The 13,898-nt window shown below is 64.6% G+C and carries 13 protein-coding genes; 6 read left to right on the plus strand and 7 right to left on the minus strand.

What is annotated here, in order from left to right; all coding sequences use genetic code 11:
* Positions 1-208 precede the first annotated feature (208 nt).
* Entirely contained in the window at positions 209-1,132 is a 924-nt protein-coding gene (gene glfT1 / locus CHEID_RS10065; RefSeq protein ID WP_273661134.1) for a galactofuranosyltransferase GlfT1, read from the plus strand.
* An 11-nt stretch (positions 1,133-1,143) separates the two neighbouring features.
* On the opposite strand, the gene CHEID_RS10070 is transcribed toward glfT1, so the two are convergent.
* From CHEID_RS10070 to CHEID_RS10090, 5 genes are all read right to left on the minus strand, one after another.
* Entirely contained in the window at positions 1,144-2,379 is a 1,236-nt protein-coding gene (locus CHEID_RS10070; RefSeq protein WP_112770165.1) for an AI-2E family transporter, read from the minus strand.
* Positions 2,380-2,486: 107 nt separating this feature from the next.
* On the minus strand, positions 2,487-2,927 hold the full coding sequence (locus CHEID_RS10075) for a GtrA family protein (RefSeq protein WP_112770166.1): 441 nt from the start codon (positions 2,925-2,927) through the stop codon (positions 2,487-2,489).
* Positions 2,928-2,935: 8 nt separating this feature from the next.
* Positions 2,936-3,667, minus strand: coding sequence for a GtrA family protein (locus tag CHEID_RS10080; RefSeq protein ID WP_420536377.1), 732 nt, complete (start codon positions 3,665-3,667; stop codon positions 2,936-2,938).
* A 107-nt stretch (positions 3,668-3,774) separates the two neighbouring features.
* Complete coding sequence (locus CHEID_RS10085; RefSeq protein WP_273661137.1) at positions 3,775-5,094, minus strand: hypothetical protein; 1,320 nt, start codon at positions 5,092-5,094, stop codon at positions 3,775-3,777.
* The gene (locus CHEID_RS10090; RefSeq protein ID WP_112770169.1) at positions 5,091-5,726 is read right to left on the minus strand and encodes an N-acetylglucosamine-6-phosphate deacetylase; all 636 of its coding nucleotides are present in this window, start codon (positions 5,724-5,726) and stop codon (positions 5,091-5,093) included. The genes CHEID_RS10085 and CHEID_RS10090 overlap by 4 nt, the downstream gene beginning before the upstream one ends.
* Positions 5,727-5,821: 95 nt before the next feature.
* Between CHEID_RS10090 and CHEID_RS10095 the strand changes: the two genes are divergently transcribed.
* The 4 genes from CHEID_RS10095 to CHEID_RS10110 all read left to right on the plus strand — a co-directional run bounded on the left by CHEID_RS10095 (position 5,822) and on the right by CHEID_RS10110 (position 10,206).
* On the plus strand, positions 5,822-6,133 hold the full coding sequence (locus CHEID_RS10095; protein WP_112770170.1) for a hypothetical protein: 312 nt from the start codon (positions 5,822-5,824) through the stop codon (positions 6,131-6,133).
* 55 nt (positions 6,134-6,188) lie between these two features.
* A complete protein-coding gene (locus CHEID_RS10100) occupies positions 6,189-7,601 on the plus strand; it encodes a decaprenylphosphoryl-beta-D-ribose oxidase (protein ID WP_112770171.1) in 1,413 nt (470 codons plus the stop codon).
* 99 nt (positions 7,602-7,700) lie between these two features.
* A complete protein-coding gene (locus CHEID_RS10105) occupies positions 7,701-8,459 on the plus strand; it encodes a decaprenylphospho-beta-D-erythro-pentofuranosid-2-ulose 2-reductase (RefSeq protein WP_112770172.1) in 759 nt (252 codons plus the stop codon).
* Positions 8,460-8,763: 304 nt separating this feature from the next.
* The gene (locus CHEID_RS10110) at positions 8,764-10,206 is read left to right on the plus strand and encodes a cell wall-binding repeat-containing protein (protein ID WP_112770275.1); all 1,443 of its coding nucleotides are present in this window, start codon (positions 8,764-8,766) and stop codon (positions 10,204-10,206) included.
* An 11-nt stretch (positions 10,207-10,217) separates the two neighbouring features.
* Here the strand turns inward: CHEID_RS10110 and CHEID_RS10115 are convergent, their stop codons facing one another.
* Both CHEID_RS10115 and CHEID_RS10120 read right to left on the minus strand, forming a co-directional pair.
* Positions 10,218-11,744: an MFS transporter gene (locus tag CHEID_RS10115; protein ID WP_273661139.1), complete on the minus strand. Its 1,527-nt coding sequence runs from the start codon at positions 11,742-11,744 to the stop codon at positions 10,218-10,220.
* Complete coding sequence (locus tag CHEID_RS10120) at positions 11,689-12,489, minus strand: PspA/IM30 family protein (protein WP_112770274.1); 801 nt, start codon at positions 12,487-12,489, stop codon at positions 11,689-11,691. The genes CHEID_RS10115 and CHEID_RS10120 overlap by 56 nt, the downstream gene beginning before the upstream one ends.
* Positions 12,490-12,850: 361 nt before the next feature.
* Here CHEID_RS10120 and CHEID_RS10125 point away from each other — a divergent pair, with 361 nt between their 5' ends.
* Positions 12,851-13,894, plus strand: a complete 1,044-nt coding sequence (locus CHEID_RS10125) for an NAD(P)-dependent alcohol dehydrogenase (protein ID WP_112770273.1) — start codon at positions 12,851-12,853, stop codon at positions 13,892-13,894.
* Positions 13,895-13,898 lie beyond the last annotated feature (4 nt).

A 13,898-nucleotide genomic window follows, 5' to 3' on the forward strand; every position in this document is an offset into this window, starting at 1 on the left:
TGGTGCGGTTGGGTCTTCGGTTGTGGCTGGGCATCAACTGGCGCCGGGAGCCGGTACTCGGAGGCTCCTCAGGGCCAGGTGCAGAATGCTGGGAAAACGGCATGCGTTCATAGTAGCGGCAACGGGCCTGGGGCAACCCATCGCGAAAGGTCACCTCCCACCGTGGCGCATCGGGGGGCAGAGCAGGCGGCGTGTAAGGATGGGGGCCATGGTTGCTCCCCACAGCGAACGCTTCGCGCTGCGCGCCGAGGATTCGGTCGCAGCGGTCATCGTCACCCATCGGCGGGCCGATCAATTGCGCCACAGCCTAGAGCTGGTGGCGAACCAGTCCAAGCCGGTGAGCTACATCATCGTTGTGGACAACGGCCGGGAGCAGGCTGTGCAAGAGACCGTACAGCAGCTGTGCGGGGATCGCGGGGTCTACCTGCCGAGTGCCACGAACCTGGGCGGGGCGGGCGGGTTTGCCTATGGCTTCTTGACGGCCCTCGCGCTGGGTGCGGATGCCATCTGGTGTGCCGACGACGATGGCCGCCCGGCGGACACCGAGGTGCTGCGCACCCTCACGGAGGTGGCGGTGAACTATGGGTTGGCAGAAGTGTCCCCGGTGGTGTGCAACATCGACGAACCGGAGCGCTTGGCCTTTCCCCTGCGGCAGGGCCTAGTGTGGCGGCGCTTCCGTAAGGAATTGGAGGGGGACTTTCTACCGGGGATCGCCAGCCTGTTCAACGGAGCGCTGCTGAGCAGCAAGCTGCTGGAGGTGGTGGGGGTTCCCGATTACCGCTTGTTCATCCGGGGCGATGAGGTGGAGTTTCACCGGCGTTTGGTGCGCTCCGGGCTGCCATTCGGCACCTGCCTGACGGCGGCTTATGTGCATCCGGACGGGTCTGCGGAGTTCAAGCCCATTCTGGGCGGGCGAATGCACACGCAGTACCCGGACAACGAGGTTAAGCGCTACTTCACCTATCGCAATCGGGGATACGTGATGAGCCAGCCGGGTATGCGAAAGCTCCTGCCCCAGGAGTACGCCCGGTTTGGGTGGTTCTTCCTGGTGCAGGAGCGTGATCCGCACGGTTTTGCGGAATGGTTCAAGCTGCACGCCCGGGGGCGGGGAGAGAAGTTCTTCCGCCCCTGAGCGGGAATTTGTTAGTGCTCGGCGGCGGCGTGCTTGCCACCAGCCTGCGGCGTGGAGTTCCGGGGCGCGTCGCTGGCGGGCTTGGCGACGGTTGCCTCCTGTTCGCGCTCCCGATCATCTCTGCGATCGTCGGGTTCGTCTTCGGCGTGAGGTGAGACCTCCCGGTAACCCATGTCCGGGAAGGGATCGTGCCCCGCGAGGTAACGCACCGCGGAATTGCCCGCGGCCACCACCGGCACGGCGAACAGGGCCCCAGCAATGCCGAAGATGTAGGTCGCTGCTGCGACGACCACAATGACGACCAGCGGGTGCAGAGCCACGGCGCGGCCCATGAGGAAGGGCTGCAGGATGTGGGCCTCGCACTGATGGACGACGATCACGATGATGACCATAATCAGCGCGGTCACCGGCCCCTGGTCCACAAAGGCCACGAGGGCGGGGATCACGCCGCTGATCAGCGCGCCGACGATGGGGATGAAGGACAAGAGGAAAACCACGAAGGCCATGGGGAAGGCAAAGGGGACGCCTAAGACCAGCGCGCCCACGCCCACCCCCGTGGCGTTGATGAGGGCGACCAGCACCTGCGTGTGGGAGTACACGCTGACGCTGCGCCAGGCGCGCCGCATGGCCTGGTTGGTGGGCTCGCGAGCGGCCTGTGGCAGGAACCAGAGACAAAACTGCCACATCTTTTGCCCGTGGTGAAGGAAGAAGAATAGGGCGATAAGGCAAATAAGCAAACCGGCAAAGGAATCTACGACGGTATGCCCGGCTTCCACTGCACCCGAGACAACTTCCTTTCCGGACCCGCCCATCGATTCCTTGGCCTGGGCGATGGCTGCTTCCAGCCGGTCGCTGGTCACGTGGAATGGGCTGTTGGCCAGGGAGTTCAGTAGTTCCCGGCCGCCGTTGCGGGCACTATCGGCCATCTGGGGAATACCGCTGGCTAGCTGAGTGGTCAGCAGGGCCACGGCGCCGCCGATCACGCCGAGCACGGCGAAGATGGTGGCCAAGGAGGCCAGCGCGCGGGGCCACCGAAACTTCCGGTTGAGGAAGTTGGTGATGGGCATGAGCATCGCAGCCAGCAGCACCGCAACAAGCAGCGGGATGATGACGATGAGAAGTTGGCTGACTACTTTGCCGAGCAATACAAGACCGCCCGCCATCAGCAGGAGGCACGCCGACCACGCGGCTGAGAGCACCACGGGATACGGCAAGTGCTCCACTTTGGGAATGAGTCTGCGCACCATAGGCAGGGGGTCCTTCCGGGAACTACGTATATTGCTAATAGATCGCGTTGAACCTTACCCCGGGGGTGCGCAAACTGGGAAGTCACGTAGGTTCAAAGCCCCCAGGGTTACCGACGGAAGATGAGGAACCGCTGGATCGCGAAATTGATCACCGTCGCCATGCCCTGGGCGATGATGAAGCTCACGATTCGCACGCCCAACGGCGGCAACCCGGTGGTATTTAGCCACGGAATCGTAAGTCTGTACAGGCCCCATTGCACCGCAAAGGTCAGCAAGTAGGTGAGCATGGTCACCGCAAAGCGGCGGAAGGACTTCTCGGCCTGGAATGTCCACCGGCGATTGATGAAGTATGCGGTGAGCGTACCGAGGATGAAGCCCACGGCCTTAGAGACCCCGTCGGACCAGTCCAGAAGGAAGTGGGTACCCGCCGTGGTGCCGAAGTCCACGATGGCGGAGAAGGCACCTACGGCAATGAATCGGAAGAGCTGCTGGTTGAGCGTCGCCGGGTTGCGGACGGTCTGTTCGGCCATCACCTCGGTGGTGGTCATAACTGGGGCTACTCCTTGGTATTCCTATGGTTGTGGGTATTCCTATGGTTGTGGGTATTCCTATGGTTGTGCGCGGCTTGAGCGCCGCGCTTATCGCGCACCACGCGGAAAGTCCAGAACTTGTTGAACAGGAAGTTGGCGGGAATGGCGAACATCACGCCAATGAGGTTGCCCCAGTAGGCCCGGGTACGCAGCCCGGTAGAGTTATCGAAGACGTCGTGGGGCAGCGACAGCGGGGAGTTGTAGTTCACCAGGGCCGTACAGACCACCAGCGTGATGAGCAGGCCAAAAACGCCCACGGCCATGAACTGCGGCAATTGCTTCCACCACGGCTTCTTCTCCAGGCCGCCGAACGTCCAATAACGGTTGAGGATGAAGTTCCAGATATTCGCCACGACGAAAGCTACCACGGAAAACAGGTGGTACCAGCGCACGTGGAACTGCGTGCCCAGGAGGTTCAGTAAGGGGTCCTGCACATCCGCATTGAAGGCCCACAGGGAGAACTTCTTCACCGCCACAACAGCGGCCTGGTTCACAACCACGCCGGAGGCCCCGACGATGCCGAAGCGCAGGAATTGCCGGGCCAGCCGCTTGCTGCGCTGCCGGGTGGAGGGGCGCTGCGCTGCAGGGGCTGCGGTGTCCTCCACCTGGGGCCCCCTCGCCCGGGTGCCCGTGACCGTCGTTGCGGGCGAGATAAGAGCATCTGTGGTGTCGCTCGACGCGGAGTACTTACTGGACAAGGGCCTTTTACTCGTTTCGGGGGCTTGCTGCTGGTCTGGGGGCGCGTTTCCAGTAGATTACGCCCGCCAAAGCGCTAACCATAACATTGGCAGCCCCCGCCCGTCCGTCACCGCTGCAACAAGAAACGGTACATCTCCAGCCGTTCCACCAGGGAGCGTTGGGGAACCAGCGGAATCGGGCCACTGGTGGGTCGCGTCTGCCAGCCGTCCGCCCCAGCGAGGGCCAGCAGCTTCCCCGTGGCGCGGGACAGCGTGCGGATCTCCTCCGCCGTCAGCGCATCGGAGGCGGAGCGGCCCTTCTCTACGGGCCCCAGGTGCGCTGGGTCCGTGGCGTCCCCACGGCAAAAACCGAGACGGGACAGGAAGGCCACGCTGGCGCGGTCGGTCCCGGCGGAGTCCACGAGGGCGGACAGGGCGACGATGCGTGCCCACGCGGCGGCCCGGCCCAGGCGAGTGCGCTCCACGGGGGCATCTGCCAGTAGTTCCGCCGAGCGCTCGGTCACGGGCGCCGGTCGGTCCAGGTCCAGGGCCTGCAGTAGCGGGATGAAGTCGAACAGCTCTCCGTGGCGCAGCAGAGCCCGCAGCTCCTTATCCACGCTGGATAGGACGTTCTCCACCGAATCCTCACCGGCCAGGGTGAAGTTGGTGTGGGTGACATCCACTACCTCCGGGATGCCCAGGGGGTGGGGCGGGAAACCGGACGGGGGCTGTGCCGCCGCGCTGGGCTCGGAGGTGGCGTCCGAAAGATCATCGGGCTCATCGGCGAGGAATTCGGCGGTGAGCAGCACAGCATCCGGTCCGGATTCCCCACCTCCCCCGGGCCTGGGCGCGGTTTGCCCGGGGACGATATGGGAAAGCAGGTCCTCCTCGGCGGGGCTGGTGGTTGCCGCGGCGCCCTCCCAATGACCGACGACGCCACTCACCGGATCCACCATCACATCCGACACGCTGAGGAAGAACTCGTACCCCCCGGTGCGCAGCACCCCCACACCCCCGCGATCCAGGGCGGCGCCAACCTCCGTTCCGATCGAATGCTTCGCGCGGGAGTAGGTTCGCAACACCCCGGACTGGCGCACGCGCAGCTCCCAGCCAGCGTCGCCATCGTCCCCTTGCGGCCACTCGTAGCAGGTGAGGATGGCCTCCACGAGATCCGCCACACTCATGCAACCGCTGACCGACAGCAACCGGGTGTAGTGCCCCAGCCCCGAAAGATGGTGATCCACGTTGACCAGAAGGCGGAGGCAGGTGCGGTCAGCCGACGGGCGGATGTAGGGCGCACCGGAAGGGTGTGGGATGGGGGACGACGCCGACGCCCGCGCGCTGCCCGAAGCCCCCGCCCCGGCAGCACCAGTGGGCATGGGGAAGGCCAGGACAGTGCCCCGCGTGTGCCTCACCGGCCCTCCCGCCGCGATGTGCTGCGCAATCATGCACCCCAGCGTAACGGCGCCTTCGCCAACTCGCCGGGCGAAGTGCCTTGCGCGTCCGGCAGCCTGCGGGCCCGAACCTTCTCGAAAGCGGCCCACTCCCGCAGCCAAATCCGCAGGCCACGGGCCACGTCCATGACGGCGGTGACGGCGTCCAGGGCGGGCCCCGCCAAGTCCTTCGGGGCATGCCCGGAAACTCGGGAGATCTCGGCGATCACCGGCCAGGCCGGTTGGCGCTTGCCAGGGTTCGCGTTCGCGAAGTCCCGACGGGCGGTCTCCAGCGCTTCTGCCACAGCCACGTAGGTGGCCGGTAGGTCGATGCGCAGTTCCTGGGGGATTTCCGGGATCGGCGTCGCCTCAGGGTTGGCGGATGTGTCGCTGCTGTCGGCTACGGGAACCTCGTCGGCTAAAAGGACGGGCCAATGTACCAACGAGCGCAGCACCGCAGCCGGATCCGTCCGCTCGGGCAGCCACTCGGCCGTCGCCGCGAAACCGCTCACGCCCTCCGGGGTGAGCAGCCAGGCCCCCGAAAAGTCCCCCCGGGTGATGTTGGGGTCGGTTTCCACCTGCCAGACGGCGGTGACATCCCCGCGCCGGGCGATGACGAGGACGGGGTCGAAGTCAGCGGTGCTCATGGCGCACAAGTGTACTGACGCCTCGGCCGCAGCCCTGGCGGGTTGTTGGCGCGGATCCTCGGGGGTCGGCCAGGACGCCGGTAGCATGGGCAACCATGGCCGGATTCCTCAATCGCATCGCAGGCGCTATCACCCCCAACAGGCGCCGCAAGCACGTCCAGTCCGATGAGACGGCCCCACCCCAGCGCGTTGGCGGCGTTGGCACAAACACCACCTACGAAGCCGCCGAGCGCACAGCCTCCCCGCTGAACAACTACATGACCCGGCTCATGGCCCAAGAGCTACCCATGCTGGATAGCACCAGCCGCCGCCGCGTCAACGAACTTCTGCGGGAATACACAGGACCCACGATCGAAAGTGTGGAGGACCTGCCCGAAGAAGTCCGGGAGATCATGGAACTGCGCTGACCCGCGCCCATCGCGTTCCCACTACCTAGCGGCCCCACCGCCTATCGTGGAGCGTATGAGACTCGAAACGAGCACAAAGACACTCACCGGTTGGGGCCGCACCTCCCCCACCACAGCTCAAGTGCTGTCCACGAGGGACGTGGACGTTATTGCTGCGGCCGTGGCCCAGGTGGCCGACAGCAACGCGGATAAGCCCACCCACCTGCAGCGCGGCGTCATCGCCCGCGGTATGGGCCGGAGCTACGGGGACCCCGCCATGAACGCCGGCGGCCTGGTCATCGACATGCAAGAGCTCAACGAGATTCACAACATCGACCCGGATACCGCCATCGTGGACGTGGACGCCGGCGTGACCCTGGATCAGTTGATGAAGGCCGCCCTGCCCTACGGCCTGTGGGTGCCCGTGCTGCCCGGGACCCGCCAGGTCACCGTGGGAGGGGCAATCGGCCCGGATATCCACGGCAAGAACCACCACTCTGCGGGCTCCTTCGGTGACCACGTCACCAGCCTGGAACTGCTGGTCGCCGACGGTCGAGTGCTCCACCTCGAACCCGAGGGCTCCCCGGATGACCCCACGGGGGAGTTGTTCTGGGCCACCATCGGCGGCATGGGGCTGACCGGCATTATTCTACGGGCCAGCATCAAGATGACCCGCACCGAAACCGCCTACTTCATCGCGGACGGGGACCGCACCCAGTCCCTGGAGGAGACCATCGAATTCCACTCCGACGGCTCCGAGAAGAACTACACCTATTCTTCCGCGTGGTTTGACGCGATCAGCGCCCCGCCGAAGTTGGGCCGCGCCGCCATTTCCCGAGGCAGTCTGGCCACCCTAGAGCAGCTCAAGGAGCTCAGTCCGAAGCTGGCCAAGGACCCGCTAAAGTTCAACGCTCCCCAACTGGCCACCGTGCCGGACATCTTCCCGAACTTCACGATGAACAAGCTGTCCATGATCGCCGTGGGCGAGCTGTGGTGGCTGAAGTCCGGGACCTACCGCAACCAGGTGCAGAACCTCACGCAGTTTTACCAACCCTTGGACCTCATCGGGGAGTGGAACCGCGGATACGGCGCCAAGGGCTTTCTGCAGTACCAGTTCGTTGTACCCACGGAAGCTGTGGAGCCGTTCAAGCAGATCGTGCGGGACATCCAAACCTCCGGGCACTACTCCGCTCTCAACGTCTTCAAACTCTTCGGCAAGGGCAACCGAGCCCCGCTCTCCTACCCCATGCCGGGTTGGAACGTGTGCGTGGACTTCCCGATCAAGAAGGGCCTCGGGGCCTTCCTGGACGAGCTGGACCAGCGGGTCATGGAGTTTGGCGGGCGGCTGTACCTAGCCAAGGAATCCCGCACCAGCGCGGAGAACTTCCACAAGATGTACCCCGGACTGCCCGGGTGGTTGGAGACCCGGCGGCGCATCGACCCGACCGGCATATTCGCCTCCGACATGTCCCGCCGACTGGAGCTCTAACACAGGGGCTAATCGGCCCCGAGGAGGGCTTGCCCCCCTCCCCGCACCTCTCATCCACTCTCAGAACACGCACCAGCACCAACGCACCTAGGAGAATCAATGATCGACGCCGTGGGTAAACCCCAAACCATCCTGCTCCTCGGCGGGGCCTCGGACATGGGCCTAGCAGTCGTAGAGGAGTTCCTGTCCCGAGGCCCGGCGCGCGTCATCCTCGCCGCCCGGGATAGCGAGGACCTCACCAGCGCAACCGAGCGGGTTAAGGCCGCCGGGGCTTCCGAAGTCACACCAGTAAAGTTCGACGCGGTTGACTTCGCCTCCCACCCTGCGGTCTTTGACGAGATCTGGGCCCAGGGGGACGTGGACCTGGCCATCGTGGCCTTCGGCATCCTTGGGGATAATGAGCAGCAGTGGCAGGACCAGCGCCAGGCCGTCCTCGCAGCTCAGGTGAACTACACGGGCCCGGTGAGCGTGGGTGTGCTGCTAGCGGAGAAGATGAGGCGGCAGGGCCACGGGCAGATTGTGGTGTTCTCCTCCGTGGCCGGGGAGATGGTTCGCCGCTCCAACTTTGTCTACGGTTCCGCGAAGGCGGGTGTGGACGGCTTCTACCGGATGCTGGGGGAGGCTCTGCGCGGCACTGGCGTGAAGGTTCTCACGGTCCGCCCGGGTCAGGCCCGCACAAACATGACGAAGCACCTCGACGATGCACCCCTCACGGTGGATAAAGAGGACGTCGCCCGGGCTATTGGCAAGGCAGTGGATAACCGCAAGACCCTGATCTGGGTACATCCCCTGTTCCAGCCGATCATGCTTATCCTCAAGCACCTGCCTATGTTCGTCATCCGCAAGCTGCCCCTGTAACTGGCCGCCCAGATGGTTTGGCGGGTATCCCAGGTGCCCAGGCGCGGGGGGTGGGCACCACACAGGAGGGAGTGAAGCCAATATACCGACTCCGTTGCCACCCACCGACCCAATGTCGAGCTGTAGATTCCCTGGCATGGTTGTATGGATAGGGTTTGCATACTCTGCAAACATGGGTGGCGGGCCCGCCCGGCTCGGCCGTACCGGTCCGGTCCATTCGTAGACCACCCCCCTCCCCTGCCTAGCTTCCCCCATTCAACTCCCACTGACCCCCATTCCTTTCCCCGCTTTGGAGCCTCCCCACATGCGCAAGACCCTCGGTGTCCTCGCTGCCACTTCCGCCGCCGCCCTCCTCGCGGCTTGTTCCAGCTTCGGCGATGATCTCCCCCAGCTAGACGTGTCCAAGCCGGAGGTCCTCGCCGACAAGGATCGCTCCGGCGTGGACGTCTCCCAGCGCTTCTTCGATAACGCCCCCGCCGCCGTGGTCACCGGCACCAACCCCGCGGACAAGGACCGGGCCACGAAGCTCGCCGTGGACGCGGGAGTACCCCTGTTGACCGTCACGCCCGAGACGCGGGATGCCGTCAGCGCGGAAATTGGGCGCCTGGGGGCCGGGAAGGTTGTGGCCGTCGATTCTTCCGGGGAGGCCAAGAATGTTCCGCTCCCCGGGGGCAAGGATGTCTCTATTGAGGACGCCACCTCCACCGACGTGGACGTACCGCACAAGGACCACAAGAATTCCTTCCCCCCGGTCCTCGTGACGGGTCAGACTAGCCCCGCCGCTTCCGCCACCGCGCGGGCTGCGGGTGCCGAACTTACCAACCTGGCCTACCCGGACCCCCGAGTCTCCAAGGAGGCCTCTGACCTAGTCAAGGACAAGAACCCCCTGGCCCTGGGGTCCCAGTTCGGCTCTAGCGAAAAGTTGGCGGGGGAGATGTCCATGACCGGCAATGGGGAGCTGCCCGGTGGCGGGGAGCTCGTCTTCCCCGGTCGCCGCATGATCGCCCTCTACGGGCACCCCTCCGGACCGGCCCTCGGTGCGATGGGCGAGCAGGACCCGCAGGCCTCCGTCAAGCGGGTGCAGGACCTGTGCGAGCAGTACAAACAGTTCGCCCAGGAGCCGGTGATTCCCGCTTTCGAGATCATCGCCACTGTCGCGGCCTCCGAGCCCGGACCCGATGGAAACTTCACCAATGAGAGCGACGTCAGCGAGCTGCGCCCCTATGTGGACGCCATCACGAAGGCCGGCGGGTATGCAGTGCTAGACCTACAGCCCGGCCGGGGCAGCTTCCTGGAACAGGCCAAGCTCTACGAGGAACTTTTGAAGCAACCCAACGTGGGCCTTGCTCTTGACCCAGAGTGGAAGATCGGCCCCGGAGAGATGCCAATGCAGCGCGTAGGTAGCGCGGAAGCCGCCGAGATCAACGAGGCCTCCCAGTGGCTGTCCACCTTGGTCCGCGACAATAAGCTTCCCCAGAAGGCGCTCGTCATTCACCAGTTCCAGTTGCAGATGCTGCGCGACCGGGAGCAGATCGACACCAACCACCCCGAACTTGCCTTCGTGCTGCACGCCGACGGTCACGGTACGACAGAAGAGAAGTTCGAGACCTGGAATGTCATGCGCCAGGACTTGGACCCGGCCTTCTTCATGGCCTGGAAGAACTTCTTCGATGAGGACAAGCCCATGTTTGACCCCCAGCAGACCATGGACGTGCAGCCCCGCCCCTGGTTCGTGTCCTACCAGTAGCTCGGCGCTACTTACTGGCTTTCGTCGCGAGCGTCGAAGCGGATGAAAACCACAATAGCCAACGCCACCAGGCTCAGCCCCGCCGCGACCGCGAAGGCCAAACCCACTCCGCGGGCAATGGCGTCCTGCTGCGACACAGCGCCCGCGGAGGCGGCCCCGAGGGTCATGATCGCGACGAACACCGCCGTGCCCACTCCCCCTGCCACCTGTTGGAAAGAGTTGACGATCGCCTGGCCGTGAGCCGCGATCCGATCCGGCACGGAGGCCAGGGCATTACTCATCATGGGTGTGAGTACCAGGGCCACGCCGGCATTGAGCGCGATCGCACAGACCATGAGGTACCACAGCGCCGCGGTGGAACCCATGGCGGCCATGCCCACGAGGGACAGGCTAAGAAGGGCGGCTCCGGGGATGGTGAGGATGCGCGTGCCCCTGGCGTCGTAAATACGACCCACCACCGGGCCCAACAGCGCCATGACAATACCGCCCGGCAGGGAGATCAACCCCGTGGCCAATTTGGACAACCCCACCACCTGCTGGGCATAAATGGGGATAAGAATGATGAACGCGAACAGCAGGCCGAAGCTGAGTAGCAGCACGACGGTAGAGAACACGAAGTTCCGATCGCCCAGCGGCTCCAGGTTCAACAGTGGGCCGGGGCCCCTCCCGGCCTCCTCGGCACGGGCCAAGGAGCGCTGCCGCCGGAAGAAAACGCCGAGGATGAGCACCCCCACGACCAGGAGGCACACCCTACCCATCGGGAACCCGTTCGCAAGCTGGGACAAGCCAGCCAGCCCGTAGATCGCGGTGGCGAACCCCACCGCAGACAGCAGGACGCTCGGCACATCCAGGCCGGGGCGGGTGGGCTCCGTGAAGTTCCGGATGAGCCACAGCCCCGCGATGAAGGAGGCAAGAACCAGAGGCAGCATGGCCAGGAAAATCCACCGCCAACTGCCGGTCTGCAGAATGAGGCCGGACACGGCCGGGCCCACGGCCGGAGCGACCGCGATGACCACGCTCACCAGCCCAAAGACCTGGCCGCGGCGCTCGATGGGCACGAGCTGCATGATGGTCGTCATCAACATCGGCAGGACCAGGGCCGTGCCGGAGGCTTGGATGATGCGGGCCAGCAGAAGAATCGGGAAGGCCGGTGCCGCCGCGGCCAACACCGTGCCCGCTAAAAACAGCGACAGCGCCGCGACATAGACCCGGCGCAGCGTGAAGCGGGAGAGGATGTATCCCGTCATAGGGATTACCACCGCCATCGTGAGCATGAAGCCCGTGCTCAGCCACTGCGCGGACTCGGCGGAGACCCGGAAGTAGCGCATGAGCTCCGGCAGTGCTACGGACAGGGTGGTTTCGTTAAGAATCACCACGAAGGCCGCCACCACCAGCACCCCGATGAGCAGACGGGCGTTCGGTGCCGGGCTGCCGCTGGGGGTGTTTGGGTCACCGGCGGCGCCGGAAACACTCGGGGTGGGGTTATTCAGATTCGGGCTGTTCAGCCCCGGGGTTGTCTCTACCCTCACGTGATCCACCGCTGGTCAATTCGCCTTTCTTCATCTCCGCGCGAATCTGCTCCAGGCGGGAGTTCGCGCGCATATCCGTGCTCGCCGCGGCAACCTCGTCCATCCGGCCCTGCACCGAATCCTGGACTAGCTCCTGGGATCCCAGGGCCGTGGCGTAGCGTTGCTCGATCTTGTCGCGGACCTGATCCAAGGTGGGCACGCTGGCATCTGGGTCCGTCCCCGTGATGCTATCCATCTGCTGAATGGACTGAGCCGTGGCCTCCTGCATCTTGGCCTGGTCCGCCTGAGCACGCAGTTCGGAGATCTGTCCCAGTTGCTCCTGGAGCCGCGCGTCTGACTGCTGCTGCTGCGCGGCGGCCTGCTCTGCTGCGGCCTTAGCCCCGGCGTGCATCTGCTTGGTCTCGTCGATCTGCTGCTCAACCGAAACTAATTGCGATGCTAACAGTGCTGCGGTTTGGTTGAGCTGCTGGGCCTTGGCGGCATCCCCGGCGGCCTGGGCGGCATCGGCCTGCATCATCGCAGACTTCGCGTTGTCCTGCAGGCGGGCGGCATCCTCCTGCAGGCGACTGAGCTTCATCTCGAGCTGGCGGCAATTGCCGATGACGGCGGCCGCCTGCTCCGTGATGGCTCGATGCTGGCGGCGGGCCTCGTCCGCAGCTTGTTGGATTTGCACCTTGGGGTCGGCGTTCTCGTCAATCTTCGCGTCGAGGGACTGGGTGAGATACTTCCAGCCCTTAGAGAAGGGGTTCGGCATGGCGGGAGGGGCTCCTTACGTGGTTATAGGTGGTTGGTGTGTCGAAGGAATGCTACCGGGTACCGGGGTGGGGTGTGGGTTTCGCGCTGGGCTTGGCTTCTACAGCAGAAAAACGGGGCTTGTATTCAACCGGAATTGAACATTTGCTCGGGTGATCCTGGCATTGGCCTGAAATACCTAAACGCTTTTCATTTCCAACAGCGGCCTTTAGGAGACCAATTTATCCCTCTGAACAGCGAGAATAGGCTCCGTCATCGCATACCCCGTTGTTGCTATGGGGCGGCTAGATAGCTGCTGAAACTTACATACCCATAGCAATAGGGACCGAGGCCGCAGCGGTGACCAGCGTAGACTCGCATCCATGGATGTTGCATGCTACCAAGCTCCCGGGGCCGGAGAGCCCCTAGTCAAGGCCACCCTCACCCGGCGCGAACTGCGCGACGACGACTGCCTGCTGGAAATCGAATGGGCCGGAATTTGCCACTCCGATATCCACACTGTCAACGGGGACTGGCCACACGATAACTTCCCCCTCACCCCCGGACACGAAATCATCGGCAAAATCGTGGACACCGGCAGCGCCGTGAAAAAATTCGCCAAGGGCGACACGGTCGGCATCGGCTGCCTCGTCGACTCCTGCGGCCACTGCGATCCCTGCGAACAGGGCCAGGAAAACTACTGCGCCAACGGTGCCACCGGCACCTACAACGGCGTGGACCGCCACGACGGCACCATCACCCAGGGCGGCTACTCCACCCACATCGTCTGCCGGGAAGACTTTCTCGTCCGCATCCCGGAGAACATGGACAACCTCGCCGGAGCCACTCCCCTGCTGTGCGCCGGCATCACCACTTACTCCCCGCTGCGGCACTGGGGCGTTGGCCCCGGCTCCAAGGTGGGCATCATCGGCATGGGCGGCCTAGGCCACGTCGCCGTGAAGCTGGCCAATGCCATGGGCGCGGAGGTCACCGTCTTCTCCCACAGCCTGTCCAAGAAGGACGACGGCATGAAGTTCGGTGCCAAGAACTACGTGGCCACCGCCGACGAGGGCTTCAACGAGCCCTACAAGAGCCACTTCGACCTCATCCTCAACACCGTCTCCGCCCCCCTGGACCTCCAGCCGTTCGCGGAAATGCTGGCGCTGGACGGCACCCTCTGCCTGCTGGGCTTGCCCCCCAAGCCGGTAGAGATGGCCGGGCCGCTGCTCGTCGGTAAGCGCCGCAGCCTCGCCGGTTCCGCCATCGGTGGGATCCAGGAAACCCAAGAGATGATCGACTTCTGCGCCGAGCACGACATCAGCGCCGAGGTAGAGGTCATCCCCGCGGAGAAAATCAACGAGGCCTACGAGCGGGTCTTGGACTCCGACGTCCGGTACCGCTTCGTCATCGACGCCGCGACCTTCTAGGGCC

The sequence above is a fragment of the Corynebacterium heidelbergense genome (assembly GCF_028609845.1).
GTDB lineage: Bacteria > Actinomycetota > Actinomycetes > Mycobacteriales > Mycobacteriaceae > Corynebacterium > Corynebacterium heidelbergense.